Annotated in this window: 15 protein-coding genes; 3 read left to right on the top strand and 12 right to left on the bottom strand. The window is 62.2% G+C overall.

Annotated features, from left to right (window positions below):
* Positions 1-19: 19 nt before the first annotated feature.
* The 8 genes from BSG20_RS02750 to BSG20_RS02715 form a co-directional block, all read right to left on the bottom strand.
* Complete coding sequence (locus BSG20_RS02750) at positions 20-448, bottom strand: Fur family transcriptional regulator (protein ID WP_024314517.1); 429 nt, start codon at positions 446-448, stop codon at positions 20-22.
* 36 nt (positions 449-484) lie between these two features.
* Positions 485-985: a GNAT family N-acetyltransferase gene (locus BSG20_RS02745; RefSeq protein WP_176703582.1), complete on the bottom strand. Its 501-nt coding sequence runs from the start codon at positions 983-985 to the stop codon at positions 485-487.
* A complete protein-coding gene (gene tsaB, locus BSG20_RS02740; RefSeq protein ID WP_072371979.1) occupies positions 982-1,641 on the bottom strand; it encodes a tRNA (adenosine(37)-N6)-threonylcarbamoyltransferase complex dimerization subunit type 1 TsaB in 660 nt (219 codons plus the stop codon). The genes BSG20_RS02745 and tsaB overlap by 4 nt, the downstream gene beginning before the upstream one ends.
* Before the next feature lie 102 nt (positions 1,642-1,743).
* The gene (locus BSG20_RS02735) at positions 1,744-2,310 is read right to left on the bottom strand and encodes a NifU family protein (protein ID WP_072371496.1); all 567 of its coding nucleotides are present in this window, start codon (positions 2,308-2,310) and stop codon (positions 1,744-1,746) included.
* 109 nt (positions 2,311-2,419) lie between these two features.
* Entirely contained in the window at positions 2,420-2,911 is a 492-nt protein-coding gene (locus BSG20_RS02730; RefSeq protein WP_007529542.1) for a universal stress protein, read from the bottom strand.
* Positions 2,912-2,993: 82 nt separating this feature from the next.
* Positions 2,994-3,419 (bottom strand): cupin domain-containing protein, encoded by a 426-nt coding sequence (locus BSG20_RS02725; protein WP_072371493.1) that lies wholly within the window; start codon positions 3,417-3,419, stop codon positions 2,994-2,996.
* 102 nt (positions 3,420-3,521) lie between these two features.
* Complete coding sequence (trpS, locus tag BSG20_RS02720; protein ID WP_072371490.1) at positions 3,522-4,586, bottom strand: tryptophan--tRNA ligase; 1,065 nt, start codon at positions 4,584-4,586, stop codon at positions 3,522-3,524.
* Positions 4,587-4,683: 97 nt separating this feature from the next.
* The gene (locus BSG20_RS02715; RefSeq protein WP_072371488.1) at positions 4,684-5,079 is read right to left on the bottom strand and encodes a VOC family protein; all 396 of its coding nucleotides are present in this window, start codon (positions 5,077-5,079) and stop codon (positions 4,684-4,686) included.
* Positions 5,080-5,246: 167 nt separating this feature from the next.
* Between BSG20_RS02715 and BSG20_RS02710 the strand changes: the two genes are divergently transcribed.
* Positions 5,247-5,516: a hypothetical protein gene (locus BSG20_RS02710; protein ID WP_072371485.1), complete on the top strand. Its 270-nt coding sequence runs from the start codon at positions 5,247-5,249 to the stop codon at positions 5,514-5,516.
* A gap of 101 nt (positions 5,517-5,617) precedes the next feature.
* Complete coding sequence (locus BSG20_RS02705; protein ID WP_072371482.1) at positions 5,618-6,043, top strand: YcbK family protein; 426 nt, start codon at positions 5,618-5,620, stop codon at positions 6,041-6,043.
* 9 nt (positions 6,044-6,052) lie between these two features.
* On the opposite strand, the gene murJ is transcribed toward BSG20_RS02705, so the two are convergent.
* From murJ to mutS, 4 genes are all read right to left on the bottom strand, one after another.
* A complete protein-coding gene (gene murJ, locus BSG20_RS02700; RefSeq protein WP_024314524.1) occupies positions 6,053-7,633 on the bottom strand; it encodes a murein biosynthesis integral membrane protein MurJ in 1,581 nt (526 codons plus the stop codon).
* Between the two features lie 10 nt (positions 7,634-7,643).
* Entirely contained in the window at positions 7,644-10,553 is a 2,910-nt protein-coding gene (locus BSG20_RS02695; protein ID WP_072371479.1) for a [protein-PII] uridylyltransferase, read from the bottom strand.
* 105 nt (positions 10,554-10,658) lie between these two features.
* The gene (locus BSG20_RS02690; protein ID WP_072371476.1) at positions 10,659-10,934 is read right to left on the bottom strand and encodes a hypothetical protein; all 276 of its coding nucleotides are present in this window, start codon (positions 10,932-10,934) and stop codon (positions 10,659-10,661) included.
* A 3-nt stretch (positions 10,935-10,937) separates the two neighbouring features.
* Complete coding sequence (gene mutS / locus BSG20_RS02685; protein ID WP_072371473.1) at positions 10,938-13,670, bottom strand: DNA mismatch repair protein MutS; 2,733 nt, start codon at positions 13,668-13,670, stop codon at positions 10,938-10,940.
* 113 nt (positions 13,671-13,783) lie between these two features.
* Between mutS and BSG20_RS02680 the strand changes: the two genes are divergently transcribed.
* Positions 13,784-16,069 carry an NADP-dependent malic enzyme gene (locus BSG20_RS02680; protein WP_072371470.1) on the top strand — a complete coding sequence of 762 codons (2,286 nt, stop codon included), beginning with the start codon at positions 13,784-13,786 and terminating at the stop codon, positions 16,067-16,069.
* The last annotated feature ends 10 nt before the right edge of the window (positions 16,070-16,079 follow it).

Genomic DNA, 16,079 nt, shown 5'->3' with positions numbered 1-16,079 from the left:
CCCAGCTGCGATCATGGCCTCAGCGCTCGTCCTTCTTGAGCGGAATGCCGTAAAGTTCCAGCCGATGGTCGACCAGCTTGAAGCCGTGTTCGCGGGCGATGCGTTCCTGCAATGCCTCGATCTCGGGCGAGTGAAACTCGATGACGACACCCGACTTGAGGTCGATGAGGTGGTCGTGATGCTCTTCCGGCACCGTCTCGTAGCGCGAGCGGCCGTCTCGGAAGTCGTGGCGTTCTATGATGCCGGCGTCCTCGAACAGTTTCACGGTGCGATAGACCGTGGAGATCGAGATCTTGGCATCGACCTTCACCGAGCGCCGATAGAGTTCTTCCACGTCAGGGTGGTCGGCGGATTCTTCGAGAATGCGCGCGATCACCCGGCGCTGCTCGGTCATGCGCATGCCGCGTTCAGCGCAAAGCTCCTCGAGGGTCTTGGCGACGTCAGTCATGGGCTGCCTTCCGATAGTCAACGTTCAAGCAACGGACTAACGAAGAACGCGCTTCATGACAAGCGCTGTGGAAACCGCGCCCTTGGCATCCTTGTAGTATCCCCTGCGTTCGCCGACTTTCTCGAAACCGAGCTTGCGGTAAAGGCCGAGCGCCGCAGCATTGCCGTCATCGACCTCCAGGAAGATGCTCTCGCCGCCGCGCGCGTGTGCTTCGCGCATCGCGGCCTGCATCAGCCGCCAACCGAGGCCGGCGCGTGCGACCTTCGTCTGCACGGCGATCGCCAGGATTTCCGCCTCGCCGGCGACCTGGCGAGCCAGCACGAAACCGGGCAACGGCTTCTTGAGGAATGCATTGGTCTGGCGTGCCACGAAGCCGAAAACGGTGTTCTGGCTGAGCAGGCTGTAGAACTCGCCATCGCCCCATGGGCGGGCGAAACGTTCACCGTGCAGAGCCGCGACGGCGCGGCAATCATCGGCATCCATCGCGACGATTTCGAATTCCGGCTTCAGCGTCAAATAGGATTCCAACATGGTCATACTCGCGCAATTGCAAACCCGGCCTGGGGCTTGGCGTCGGGTCCGCGCAGATAAAGAGGCTTCGGTTTTCCCGCAGAAGGATCAGAGGCGGCGCCGAGGCGCGCCACGATGGAAATCGGGAAATGGTTGGCGTGATCGCCGGTCGTGTCCGGCTTCAGGAACGGCGTGGCGGAACCGATGATTTCGCCTTCGAATGTCGCGGCGAACGCCTGCGCTTCCTCGACGGTGACGGCACGCGCTTCATCAAGCGGCTCGCCGCCGGCATCGAAGGCCTGCAGGTAGATTTCATTTCGCTTGGCATCCATGGCGGCGAGCACCGGGTGCTTCGGCGTCTTCAGCCGCTGCGCTTCGGCCATCACCGCAAGCGTGGTGACGCCGACGGCCGGAACGCCGAGCGACAGCGCAAAGCCGCGCGCGGCGGCAACGCCGACACGAATGCCGGTGAAGGAGCCTGGACCGATGGTGACGGCAATGCGATCGACGGCCGAAAGCGCCGCGCCCGCTTCATTCAGCGCGCGATCGATGATCCCCATCAGATGCTCTGCGTGCCCCTTGCCGATCATGTCCGATGCCTCCCCCAGCATCGTATCCCTGCCGCTGTCATAGAGAGCGGCAGCGCAATCCACACCTGCGGTGTCGAGCGCCAGTATGATCATGGCATCAATTTCCGAATAAAGCGTTCCTGAGCGTCCATACATCCACCCTGCCGCGCTTGCAAATGCTGCGCCAGAATGAATGCCGGAACGGGAGTGTCGTCGTCAGGCGGCGACCACTTCCTCGACTTCCGGAACGAAATGGCGAAGCAGGTTCTGCACGCCATGCTTCAGCGTCGCCGTCGACGACGGGCAGCCGGAGCAGGAGCCCTTCATGTTGAGATAGACCTTGCCGTCCTTGAAGCCACGGAAGGTGATGTCGCCACCATCCTGCGCAACGGCCGGACGCACGCGCGTGTCCAGCAGCTCCTTGATCGTGAGGACAATCGACTCGTCGGCTTCGTCGAAGAACTCGCCGCCGGCATCGAGGTCCTCGGAAAGAACCGAGGCGTCGCCCATGACAGGCTTGCCCGACATGAAATGTTCCATGATCGAACCGAGGATCGCCGGCTTCAGGTGCTGCCACTCGGCATCGTCCTTAGAGACGGAAATGAAGTCGTAGCCAAAATAGACACCGGTCACGCCCGCAATCTCGAACAGCCGAGCAGCAAGCGGCGAAGCCTGCGCTTCGTCGGCGCTACGGAATTCGGCCGTGCCGTTTTCCATCACGACCCGGCCCGGCAGAAACTTCTGCGTGGCGGGATTCGGCGTGGCTTCGGTCTGAATAAACATCTCGCTCTCCTGCGGCGGGCAGTAGCCTAAGCCGTCTTTAGAATTCTTCAAAAGAGAAAATAAGCCGATTGGCAACTCTATTCAAGAGACTGGTACTCAAGAAATCGCTTTATGCGAGAGCATCCAGTTCCTCGTCGGTCAATGTATCAGGCAGGACCGTGACAGGGATGGGAAATGTCGCGCCACGCCCGGCGATCGACGACACCAGCGGTCCTGGACCTTCCTTGGCCGAGCTTGCGGCAAGCACCAGGATCGCAATATCGCGGTCTTCCTCGATCACGGCGTTGATCTGCTCGGTGGCGCTTCCCTCGCGGATGACGATCTCAGGGTCGATGCCGATCGTTTCGCGAACCACATGCGCCGCCTTGGCGACCACAGCCTCGGCCTCCTCGCGCGCCTCGGCGCGCATGATCTCCTCCACCCCCAGCCACTGCTGGAAGTCGCCCTCCGGAATCACGTACATCAGCACAAGGCCGCCATTCGAGTTCTTGGCGCGCCGGCCCGCATAATGGACGGCGCGGGAGCATTCGGGCGTATCGTCAATGACCGCGATGAATTTGCGGCGATGACCTTCGAGCCGGGAGAGTCGTTTCGATACCATGGCGCGGACTCTGACACCTGAACCCGAAAATTTGCAAGCCCTCGTTTTTGATCCTGGAAGGATCGCCTGCGCGCGGGCCGCGTCAGGCCGGAACCAGTCCATAGAGGCGCATGATTGCCTTCACATGTTCGATATCGGGCTTTCCCTGAACGTTGATGGCCAGGGCCATCTCCTCGAAATACCGCCTGCCGATCAAGCCGGGCGTCATGGTGATCAAAGCCTTGGCGGTTTCTCCGTGCAGGTTCTCGTGGGTGTGGACATAGCCGCGCGGAATGAACAGGGTTTGCCCCGGTGCGATGTCGTGTTTGCGCCCGTCCAGCGTCGTCGTCATCGTGCCGGACAATCCGTGGATCACTTCGTCGACGTCGCGGTGATAATGAGCGGCCGGGACACGTGCCTGAGGCGGGACCGTGAATTCGAACATCACCAGACTGCCGGCACTCTGATCCTCGTCGATCAGAAGCCGGATCTCCATGGCGCCGATCTGGATGAGGTTGCGATCTCGCATCGAAGCCTCCTGGCGGTCCGTTTCCAAAAGATTACGCCGCAGGTCCGGGTTCGACAAGTCCGGGGCTGCAAGCCGCCCCGGAAAGGCTCGTGAGGCCGTATCTCAGTACAGGAAGCCGACGATGTCGCGCACTTCCTTCATCGTCACCTCGGCGCGTGCCCGTGCCCGTTCGCCGCCGTTGCGCAGGATCGCGTCGATGTGGCTGGTGTCCGACATCAGGCGGCGCATCTCGGCGGTGATCGGCGAGAGCACGTTGACGGCGAGATCGACGAGCGCCGGCTTGAAGACCGAGAACTGCTGGCCGCCGAATTCGGCAAGCACGTCAGCCTTCGACCTGTCGGCGAGTGCTGCATAGATGCCGACAAGATTGTCGGCTTCCGGCCGACCCTTGAGACCGTCGATCTCGCCAGGCAAGCCTTCCGGATCGGTCTTGGCCTTGCGGATCTTCTTCGAGATCGCGTCCTCGTCGTCCATCAGGTTGATGCGCGAAAGATCGGATGGATCCGACTTCGACATCTTCTTGGTGCCATCGCGAAGCGACATGACGCGCGGCGCCGGGCCATCGATCAGCGGCTCGACCATCGGGAAATAGGCATGCACCGGCTCATTGCCGACGGTGATGTCAATGCCGTAGTCCGTCTTGCGGATGTGCCCCGCATAGTCGAGGTTGAACTTCATGGCGATGTCGCGGGCGAGTTCAAGGTGCTGCTTCTGGTCGTCGCCAACCGGGACATGCGTGCCGCGGTAAACGAGAATGTCAGCGGCCATCAGGCTCGGATAGGCGTAGAGGCCGAGCGAGGCCTGCTCGCGGTCCTTGCCGGCCTTGTCCTTGAACTGCGTCATACGGTTCATCCAACCGAGGCGCGCGACGCAATTGAAGATCCAGGCGAGCTCGGCGTGCTGCGGCACGGCCGACTGGTTGAAAACGATGTGCCTTTCCGGATCGATGCCGGACGCGATAAAGGCGGCGGCGATCGAACGGATCTGGTTCGGCATGTCCTCATGGACGAGCTGGGCCGTCAACGCGTGCATATCCACGACACAGTAGATGCAGTCGTTGCCCTCCTGCAGCGCCACGAATTTGCGGATCGCACCGAGATAGTTGCCAAGATGGAGATTGCCGGTCGGCTGGACGCCGGAGAAAACGACTTTCTTGAATTCGCTCATTATGTCCTCGATTAGGCTGGTGGAGGGCCCCAGGGTTTGTAACCCATGTTGCTAACGGGCGCGCTTATGCACGCGGAAGACAGGGCAATCAAGGGGTTCAGCCTGCGGCGTGTTCGATCAGGTCGAAGGTGTTGCCGTAAGGATCCGAAAACACGGCGACCGTCCCATAAACCTCGTGCCGCGGCGCCTCGAGAAAGTGCACGCCCTTGGCCAGCATCGATGCATGGTCGCGGGCAAAATCGTCGCTCTTGAGAAAGAAGCCGACGCGCCCGCCGGTCTGGTTGCCGATCGCCGCCTTCTGCTGGGCGTTGGCAGCCTGCGCAAGCAAGAAGGCTGCGCCGTCGCCGCCCTTCGGCTTGACCACCACCCACCGCTTGCCCTCGGGCTGTCTATCGTCCTGAAGGCAATCGAAGCCGAGCGCGCCGCAATAGAAATCCTTGGCGCGGTCGTAATCGTCGACGACAAGGGTCACGAGGAAAAGCGATTGGGACATTGTGGCTCCGATTTGTGGCGTCGTGTTGTTGCCAAGGGCGGGTGATCGGTCAAGGGGCGGTTTGGTGAACACGTCTTTACCTTCATACGGTCGTTCCGGCCCGTGGTTCGATCCTGCATTGCACTCGGACCGGGCTCTGGAAATTGCGTCGCCAGAGGAAAAAGCATATGGCCGCTTCCCAACCCCGGATGAAGGAGCTTGCGTTCTCCATCATCCAGCGCCGGTCCCGTCCCGCCGCAACACCTTGCCGTGTGACCGAAGATGGCACGGCACGATTGCAGGAAAGCGCCGTAGGGCGGGGAAAACCGGTGACGAATTTCCTCTATGCGAATTTCCTCTATGAATGTCTCTCGCAAATTTACGAAAGGGAACTTTATACTACTTTTGAGGTACTTCTCACCTGCCAATTAGCAGTAGAATATGGTGATGTTCCGTAACGGAAGGTAAACAATTTCACAAAAAGGCCATTTTTAGGGAGAGCGTTCCATCCGCCAAAGGCTGCGCCGGCTGCTCCGGCGTATTTCGAGGGGAGGGAACCATGCAGTCCGCATTTTCCATCGCACTCGCCGGCCTGTTCTGTCTGTCGTGTTTCGACAGTGCCGACGCCCAGAATGTCAGAAGAGTGACGATACCGCCGCTCAAGCATAAGGAAACGCTCGCCTACTCTCTGCAGACCGTCAGCGTTCAGGCGAACTGCTTCCCGCCGCAACTCCGCGGCATTCTTGCCTATATCGCCACTAAGACCGGCCGCCGCCCGATCGTAACCTCGGGGTTGCGGGCGCGCGGGCGATCACACTCCCAACATCGCCATTGCGCGGCCGCCGATATCCGAATCCCCGGCGTATCGGAGCGAACGATCATTGCGATCGCTGCGTCGGCGCCAGGGATCGGCGGGATTGGCCGTTACTGCAACGGCATCGTCCATGTGGACATAGGTCCCAAACGACGATGGACCTACTGCTGAGGTCTAGCGCTAGCCGTCCACTTTTGCGGCGGGCTTGCGGTTCAGGTTGCGCCGGATCATGCCGAGGTTTGCGCCACCGATCAGGAACGCCGTCGCGAAGTAAACGGCCATGGCGATGATGATCAGAAGGCCGAGTGTGCCGACCTTCGTCGCCAGGTGTGCGCCTGAGGCAAGCCACGGCTCCCACCGGTGCTGCAGGTACATGATCACGCCCCCCATCACGGCTGCGGACACGACGAGCAGCGCCGTGCGTCGCGCCAAGGCCCATTCCCAGGTGAGGTGACCGCGGCGCAGCAGCGTGGTGAAGAGAAGTACGGTGCTGATCCAGCCTGCCGTCGCTTCTGCAACCGCAATGCCGGGAGCGCCGAGAAACGGAAAGAGCGTCAGCGCCGTCGCGCAGTTGACGCCAACGGCAACAGCGGAAAAGCGCATCGGCGTCTTGGTGTCCTCGCGCGCATAGAAGCCCGGCTGCAACGCCTTGATCAGCACGAAGGCAGGTAGGCCGATGCCGTAAACGGCGAGGATGGAGCCGACGATCGCGGTGTTTTCCTGATGGAAGGCGCCGCGCTCATAAAGCACGCGGATGATCTCATCGGAGAGAATCCAGAGTGCAAAGGCGGCCGGGATGGTCAGGAACAGCACGAATTCGATCGACCGGTTCTGCAGGTTTCCGGCCTCGCGCAGATGGCCGCCCTTCAAGGCACGCGCCAATTCCGGCAGCAGCACCACGCCGACCGCGACACCGACGACGCCGAGCGGCAGCTGGTAGATGCGGTCCGCATATTGAAGTGCGGCGATCGCGCCTTCGCGTGCGGAAGCGATCGCCTGCCCGATCATCTGGTTGATCTGGGTAATGCCGCCGGTGACGGCGGCAGGGACTGCGAGGATCAGCAGCCGCTTGACGTTTGGCGTGATGCGGGGAAAGCGAAGGCCGATGCTCATGCCGGCATGCAGGACGCCGAGATAGACGACGACGAGTTGCAGGATGCCAGCTACGAGCACGCCCCATGAGAGGTACCAGGCGGTCTGAAGCGGTTCGGCGCCGATATAGAGCGAATAGAACAGCGCGCCAATCATCACCACGTTGAGGAAAATGGGCGCAATGGCTGCGGCGAAGAAATGATGCAGCGAGTTCAGCATCCCACTCATCATTGCCGTCAGCGACATGCACATGAGATAGGGGAACATCACCGCCGCCATGCGCACGGTGATCGAGAATTTTTCCGCATCGTCGGCAAAGCCCGGCGCGATGACGAAGCGCACGAGCAGCGGCATGCAGAGCTCCATGACGATGGTGATGAGCAGCAGCACGGAAAACAGCACGCCGAAGACTTCCTCGGAGAAGCGCTTGGCGCCGTCGATGCCGTGCGCCTCGATCTCCTTGGCAAAGAGCGGCACGAAGGCGGCGTTGAACGCGCCTTCGGCAAACAGGCGACGGAAGAGGTTCGGAAAGCGGAAGGCGGCGTAGAAGACGTCGGCCATCGGACCCGTGCCGAGCGCGGCCGCCATCAGCGTTTCACGGGCAAAGCCGAAGATGCGGCTGCCGAGCGTGGCGCCGCCGACGGTGGCAAATTTCTTGACGAGGCTCATGCGTTTGGGCTCATGCGGGCGAATCCGCCTTCTTTTCTGTTTGCGTCGCGGCGCGAGCCGTGGTCGGCGGCGCGATGATGCCGGAGGGCATGCGCTCGCGCAGCTCGTCCTGCTCCTCGGCCATCACCGCCTTGAGGCGCGCGGTGATGTTCGAGCGCTTGCTGTCGCCCGAAATCTTCTGGCCGACGAGGTCGGTCACGTAGAAGGTATCGATGACCTTCTCGCCGAAGGTGGTGATGCGGGCCGACTGAATATCGAGCGAAAGATCCGAGAGAACCGCCGTGATTTCCGACAGCAGGCCTGTCCGGTCGAGGCATTCGACCTCGATGACGGTGAATTTGTTCGACAGGCTGTTGGAGATGTTGACCGACGGGGGAATGACGAAGGCCTTGCTCTTTTTGCGGTTCTTGGTGCGGGTCGCGATCACTTCTGGCAGGCGCTTGCGGCCGGAAAGCACGTCCTCGATCATCCGCCCGATGGTGCCGGCGCGACGCAGCTCGTCGGCATCGTCCTTGAATTCGCGGCTGACATGGATTGTGTCGAGCGCGCGGCCGTCCGAGGTCGTGAAGATCTGCGCATCGACGATGTTGGCGCCGGCCGCAGCGCAAGCGCCGGCGATGACGGCGAGCAGCCGCGGATGGTCAGGCGATAGCACGGTTATCTCGGTGATCGCATGGAAGCTGTCTGTGCGCACCATGGTCGCCAGCGCCTGACCGGCCTTGTCGGCCTGGCGGATGAAGCCGGCATGACGCACCTGGTCCTCCAGGGGAACGGAGAGCAGATAGGGCTGATAGTGCAGCTTGCTGTAGATCTTGCGGTCCTTCTGGCTCCAGTCGGAGAGCGCGTTGAAGAGTGCTTCGGCTGCGAAGTTGGCGCGCTCCTTGCGAGACACCTCCGAGAAGCCACCGGCAAGCAGCAGTTCGGTTTCATAGTAGAGCGTGCGCAGCAGCTGACCCTTCCAGCCGTTCCACACGCCCGGTCCGACGGCGCGGATGTCGCAGATCGTCAGGATCAGCAGCATCTTCAGGCGTTCGAGCGACTGCACGACATCGGCAAAGTCGATAATCGTCTTGCGGTCGGTGAGGTCGCGGGTCTGGGCGACCATCGACATCGCCAGATGTTCCTGGATCAGCCAGACGACCATCTCCGTCTGCTTCTGCGACAGGCCGAAGCGGGCGCAGAGCTTGCGAGCGACACGGGCGCCGGCGATCGAGTGGTCTTCCTGGCGGCCCTTGGCTATGTCGTGCAGCAGCACGGCGACATAAAGCGCCTCGCGGTCCTCGATGCCGGGCATCAGCTTGTTGGCGAGCGGATGCAGGTCGTCGGCCTTGCCCTTGTCGATCTCTGACAGCACGTCGAGGGTGCGGATCAGATGCTCGTCCACCGTATAGTGATGGTACATGTTGAACTGCATCATTGCGACGATCTTGCCGAATTCTGGGATGAAGCGGCCGAGCACGCCGGCTTCGTTCATCCGGCGAAGGATCAGCGCCGGATCGCGTTTCGAGGTCAGGATCGACATGAAGAGGCGGTTTGCCTCGTCGTTTTCGCGCAGATTGTTGTCGATCAGGCTGAGCGAGCGGGTGACGCGCTTCAGCGCATCGGGATGGAATTCCAGGCCGTTGATGTCGGCGACGTGGAAGAGGCGGATGATGCTGATCGGGTCGCGCTTGAAGACATCGGGGCTGGCAAGTGCGATGCGGCCGCGATCCTCGACGAACTCGGTGCTGCCGGCGATCTTGCGGCTGCGATGCGCAAAGCGGCTGATGACGCCGGTCAGCCCCGGCGTCGACTTCGCCTGCTGGTCTTCGAGTGCCGCGCAGAGAATACGCGTCAGATCGCCGACATCCTTGGCGACGAGGAAGTAGTGTTTCATGAAGCGCTCGACGGCCGAAAGGCCGGGCCGCGAGTGATATCCGAGTGCCTCGGCAATCTCGCGCTGGATGTCGAAGGACAGCCGTTCCTCTGCTTTTCCGGTCAGGAAATGCATGTGGCAGCGCACCGCCCAAAGGAAGTCGTCCGCCTTCTGGAAGACGTGGTACTCGTGCCTGGAGAGAACGCCGAGCGGCACAAGCTCGGCCGTGTCGCGGACATGGTAGTAGTATTTCGAGATCCAGAAGAGCGTATGGAGGTCGCGCAGGCCACCCTTGCCCTCCTTGACGTTGGGCTCGACGAGATAGCGCGTGTCGCCGGCCTTGCGATGCCGTTCGTCGCGCTCTGCAAGTTTGGCGGCGATGAATTCCGGGCCGGTGCCGGTGACGATTTCCTTGTCGAAGCGCGACTCCAGTTGCGTTTCCAGCGCGCGCAGGCCGCAGATATAGCGCATCTCGAGGATCGCCGTGCGAATCGTCATGTCGGACTTCGACAGCGCGATGCACTCTTCCAGGGTACGCGTGGCGTGGCCGACCTTGAGGCCCATGTCCCAGAGGACGTAGAGCATGAATTCGACCGCCTTGTGTGTCTCCTCCGCCGGTTTCGGCTGGAACAGGAACAGGAGGTCGATGTCGGAACCCGGGGCCAGCGTATCGCGGCCATAGCCGCCGACAGCGGTGACGGCGAACTTGTCCTTCTGCTGTGGGAAGACATGGGTGCAGACGAATTCGTAGAGAACCGTGATGATTTGGTCCTGTAGCCAGGAGATGCGGCGGGCGCAATTGATGCCGCTGCCGTCGGCCAAGAGCAGGGTGCGTGCCTTCTGACGACCCTCCCCGCTTGCCTTCTTGAGAATGGCCAACAGATCGGATCGCATGACGTCAGGCCGCGTTTTGTTGGCCTCCGTCACAGCGTCGCACATCGTCAGCAGATAGTCGGTGTCGAGGATATCGGAGAAATCGATGTCGTTCGTCGTCGCCATGCGCGGGGCGGCTTCCTGTTCGCGCGGCACAGCTGCTTCTTGCTGCGCCTCTCGTTTCGTCTGCATGCGCTATAGCCTCTTTGCCCGCCGATGACACGGGCTTTCATACTGCAGAACCTTTAATTTTGGCGAAAAGGTGTTGCCGCGTCCGAAACCGCCTGCATGCGGCAATCAGGCCGCCACCTGCGCCTGCACCGAATAGAGCACCTTGCGCGTCTCGCTGGCGATCTCCTCTAGCGTCTCGCGGTCACATTCTCGGTAGCCAGCCTTTGCGACACAGGAGGAAAGCTCCAGAATCCCGGCACAACAGCGGATGATCTGGAGCAGGCCAAAGGGTGAGGCCCAGCCGCGTGGATTGCCGCGCTCGTCCGCAAGCCGCAATGCTTCGAGTGCGCTGAAAATCGCCGCAAGCCTCTGCGTCTCGTTGAATAGCCGGTCCATGAACATCGGCTAGCTCCGCTGCAGCTTCTTCTTGAGGTCGTAGAGTGCCTCCATCGCCTCGCGCGGGGTCATGTCATCGAGGCTCATGCCCTTCAACGCTTCTTCCACCTTCGACGGGCCGCGACTAGCGTCCTCGCGACGCACCGCCACCTGAAACAGCGGCAGGTCGTCGATCAACTGGCTTGCCGGGTTCTTGCGGTCGGCGTCCTCCAGGCGCGTCAGCACGTCGCGGGCGCGCGCCACGACGGAAGCCGGCAGGCCGGCAAGCCGGGCGACCTGGATACCGTAGGAGCGATCGGCAGCACCCGGACCGACCTCGTGCAGGAAGATCACGTCGCCATCCCATTCCTTCACCCGCATCGTCGCGTTCGATAGCCGGGCAAGTTTTTCGGACAGCACGGTCAGCTCATGGAAGTGGGTGGCGAAGAGGCCGCGGCAGCGATTGGCCTCATGCAGATGCTCGACGGCTGCCCAGGCGATGGAAAGACCATCGAACGTTGCCGTGCCGCGGCCGATTTCGTCGAGGATCACAAGCGAGCGGTCGGTCGCCTGATTGAGGATCGCCGCCGTTTCGACCATCTCGACCATGAAGGTCGAGCGGCCGCGGGCAAGGTCGTCGGAGGCGCCGACGCGGGAGAATAGACGGTCGACGATGCCGATATGGGCGGAGGTCGCCGGCACGAAGGAGCCCATCTGCGCGAGGACCGAAATCAACGCGTTCTGGCGCAGGAAGGTCGATTTACCGCCCATGTTCGGGCCGGTCAGCAACCAGATCGCGCCATCCTTGCCGTCGGCGACAGGCGACAGATCGCAATTATTGGCAACGAACGGGCCCGACGATTGGCGTCGCAGCGCCTGCTCGACGACGGGGTGGCGTCCGCCCTCGATCGCAAACATCTTCGAGGCATCAACCAGCGGCCGGCTATAGGCCTGCTCGTCGGCAAGGAGGGCAAGGCCGCTGGCGACGTCGATGATTGCCAGCGCCCGGGCTCCCGCCTTGATTGCTTCCGCTTCGGCGACGACGGCGAATGTCATGTGGTCGAAGGCGGCGAGCTCGATTGCGAGCGCCTTGTCGGCAGCGTTTGCAATCCGACTTTCGAGGTCGGCAAGCTCGGTTGTGGTGAACCGCATCGCATTCGCCATCGTCTGGCGGTGGATGAACCGGCCCTTGGCTTCGGGTGTATCGGTCAGCGGTCCGGCATTGCCGGCGGTGACCTCGATGAAGTAGCCGAGGATGTTGTTGTGCTTGATCTTCAGCGACTTGATGCCGGTTTCCTCGGCATATTGCAGCTGCAGGCCGGCGATGACACGGCGGGACTGGTCACGCAGCGCCCTGACCTCGTCGAGCTCGGCATTGGCGCCATCGCGCAGGAAGCCGCCGTCGCGCTTCAACAGCGGCAACGCGTCGCCGAGCGTTTCCGAAAGCAGCGCTGCGAGACTGGAGGGGAGGACCTGGAGGCTCGAAAGCGCAAGTCTCAGCTCTTCCGGCAGCAGGGCTTCGGCCAGCAATCGGGCGAGATCGCCCGCCGCACTCAGGCCCTGGCGGATGGCGGCGAGGTCGCGCGGCCCGCCACGGTCGAGCGCGAGGCGCGAGAGCGCGCGCGGCATATCGGGCACATGCTTGAGGTGGTGGCGCAGGTCGCCACAGAGCGACGGCTCCTCCATCAGGAAGCCGATCGAATCCAGTCGCTCGTTGATGCGCGCAGGGTCGGTCAGCGGCGACATCAGCCGCTCGGCAAGCAGCCGCGCACCGCCGCCGGTCACGGTGCGGTCGATTGCTTTCAACAGAGAACCATTGCGATCGCCTGACAGCGTGCGGGCAAGTTCCAGGTTGGCGCGGGTCGCCGGATCGATGAAGAGCGTGGAAGCGGCGCTCTCGCGCTCCGGCCGCCCAAGCGGCGGCCGTTCGGCGATCTGCGTCTTCTCGACATAGGCGACGGCTGCAGCGGCAGCGGCAAGCTCGGCGCGCGAGAAGGTGCCGAAGCCGTCGAGCGTCGAGACACCAAAATAACGTGCAATCCGCCCTTCCGCTGTGGCGCTGTCGAACAGCACGGCCGGCTGCGGAACGGCGGTGCGGCCGAGCACGTCGAAGACAGGCTTCAGCTCGGGATCGTGAAAGATCGTGTCCGGCACGATGAGTTCGCGTGGATCGATGCGCAGGATATCGGCAAGCAGCCGTGAGCCTTCGGTCTCGGCGAGCCGGAAAATGCCCGTCGAGATATCGATCCAGGCAAGCGCCAGCAACGGCTCGGCGCTGCCGCGAATCCGGGTGAGTGCCATCAGATAGTTCGATTCCGACGGCGAGAGCAGTTTTTCCTCGGTGATCGTGCCCGGCGTGACAAGGCGAACGACGTCGCGCTTCACCACCGATTTCGAACCGCGTTTCTTGGCTTCGGCGGGGTCTTCGACTTGCTCGCAGACGGCGACGCGGAAGCCGAGGGCGATCAGCTTCTGCAGGTAGTCGTCGGCTGCATGCACCGGCACGCCGCACATGGCAATATCCTGCCCCATATGCTGGCCGCGCTTGGTGAGCGTGATGCCGAGCGCGCGGGATGCTTCCAGCGCATCCTCGAAGAACAGCTCATAGAAATCGCCCATGCGATAGAACAGCAGCGAGTCAGGGGTGTTCGCCTTGATCTCGATGAATTGCTCCATCATCGGCGTCGCCGATGCACGGCTTTCTTCCGTAGCAAGCTCGGCAGCCGAAAAGGCTTCTCTTTCAGTGTCTATTCGTTCGTTCACGGAGATGCAGTTTTTTTCCAAAAAAGAGGTGCCAACCCTAGCCGCCCGCCGCTATAGATGACAACCGCGATTGAGGAAGAGCAAGGCGTCACCCACAAGACGTTGGAGGAAAAATGCCCGATACCGAGAAGAAGCAGCGGCCGGTTACATCAGTGACCGACAACGAGGCTCTTGAATTCCATGCCATGGGACGGCCCGGAAAGCTGGAGATCAACGCCACGAAGCCGATGGCGACCCAGCGCGATCTGTCGCTTGCCTATTCGCCGGGCGTTGCCGTTCCGGTGAAGGCGATCGCCGCCGATCCGGCCACGGCCTACGACTACACCACGCGCGGCAACATGGTCGCGGTGATCTCCAACGGTACGGCTATCCTCGGTCTCGGCAATCTCGGTGCAGTGGCCTCCAAGCCGGTCATGGAGGGAAAGGCGGTGCTCTTCAAGCGCTTCGCCGACGTCGATTCCATCGATCTTGAAGTCGATACCGAAAATGTCGACGAGTTCATCAACTGCGTGCGCTTCCTCGGTCCGTCCTTTGGCGGCATCAATCTCGAAGACATCAAGGCGCCAGACTGTTTCATCATCGAGCAGCGCCTGCGCGAGCTGATGGACATCCCGGTTTTTCATGACGACCAGCACGGCACGGCGATCATTGCTGCCGCCGGTCTTATCAACGCGCTGGAGTTGACCGGTCGCGACCTGAAGACGACGAAGCTCGTCTGCAATGGCGCGGGTGCGGCCGCGATCGCCTGCGTCGAGCTCATCAAGGCCATGGGCTTCGTGGCTGAGAACATCGTCCTTTGCGACACCAAAGGCGTGATCTACCAGGGCCGCACCGAAGGCATGAACCAGTGGAAGTCGGCGCATGCGGTCAAGACCAAAGCGCGCACGCTCGAAGAGGCCATGAAAGGCGCGGATGTCGTGCTCGGCCTTTCGCAGAAGGGCGCCTTCTCCGAAAAGATGATCCGCTCGATGGCGGACCGGCCGATCATTTTCGCCATGGCCAATCCGGATCCGGAGATCACCCCGGAAGAGGTCGCCCGCATCCGCGACGACGCCATCATGGCGACCGGTCGCTCCGATTATCCGAACCAGGTCAACAACGTCCTGGGCTTCCCCTACATTTTCCGCGGCGCTCTGGATGTTCGCGCCACCACGATCAACGATGCCATGAAAATCGCCGCCGTCCAGGCGCTCGCGAACCTGGCCCGCGAAGACGTGCCGGATGATGTCGTTGCCGCCTACCAGGGCAACCGCCCGCGCTTCGGCGCCCAGTACATCATTCCGGTGCCGTTCGATCCGCGCTTGATCTCTGCGATCCCGGTTGCCGTGGCACAGGCCGCCATTGACAGCGGCGTCGCCCGCAGGCCGATCGCCGACATGGCCACCTACGCCCGCGAACTTTCTGCCCGTCGCGATCCCATCGCCTCGACGCTTGCAAGCCTTTACGAGCGCGTTCGCCGCCGTCCGAAACGGGTGGTCTTTGCCGAAGCCGAAGAAGAACAGGTCATGCGTGCGGCAATGTCCTATGCCAACCAGCAGCTCGGTACAGCGATCCTGCTCGGCCGTGAGGACCTGATTCACGCGACCGCCGAACGCGCCGGCATCGATCTCAACCGGCCGGGACTGGAAATCGTCAATGCGCGTATTTCCACCCGCGTCGACGTCTATATCGACTATCTCTATGCGCGCCTGCAGCGTAAGGGCTACCTGCATCGCGACGCCCAGCGCCTGATACACCAGGATCGCAACCACTTCGCCGCGTGCATGGTGGCGCTTGGCGATGCGGACGGGATGGTCACCGGCATCACCCGTAACTATTCGACCGCGCTCGAAGATGTGCGCCGCTGCATCAACATGAAGCCGGGGCATCAGGTGATCGGTGTGTCGGTTGCACTTTGCCGAGGCCGCACCGTCTTCGTTGCGGATACTGCCGTCCACGACATGCCGTCGGCGGCAGAACTTGCCGACATCGCCGTGGAAGCGGCAGGCTTCGCGCGCCGCATGGGTTATCAGCCGCGCGTCGCCATGCTTGCCTATTCGACCTTCGGCCATCCATCCGGCGAGCGCTCGGAGCGCGTGCGCGAGGCCGTGAAGATCCTCGACAAGCGCCGCGTCGATTTTGAGTATGACGGCGAAATGGCCGCCGATGTGGCGCTGAACCGCAAGGTGATGGAGCAGTATCCGTTCTGCCGCCTGTCCGGCCCGGCCAACGTACTCGTGATGCCGGCCTTCCACTCGGCCTCGATCTCCACGAAGATGCTGCAGGAACTCGGCGGTTCGACTGTGATCGGCCCGATCCTCGTCGGCCTCGACAAGGCGGTTCAGATCACCTCGATGGGCGCGAAGGATTCCGACATCGTCAATATGGCCGCGATCGCAGCTTATACGGCAGGATCGTAAACGGAGGCGG

Origin of the sequence: Rhizobium tibeticum, assembly GCF_900110205.1 — a bacterium.
Classification (GTDB): domain Bacteria; phylum Pseudomonadota; class Alphaproteobacteria; order Rhizobiales; family Rhizobiaceae; genus Rhizobium; species Rhizobium tibeticum.
This window is presented reverse-complemented; position numbering and strand designations above follow the sequence as displayed.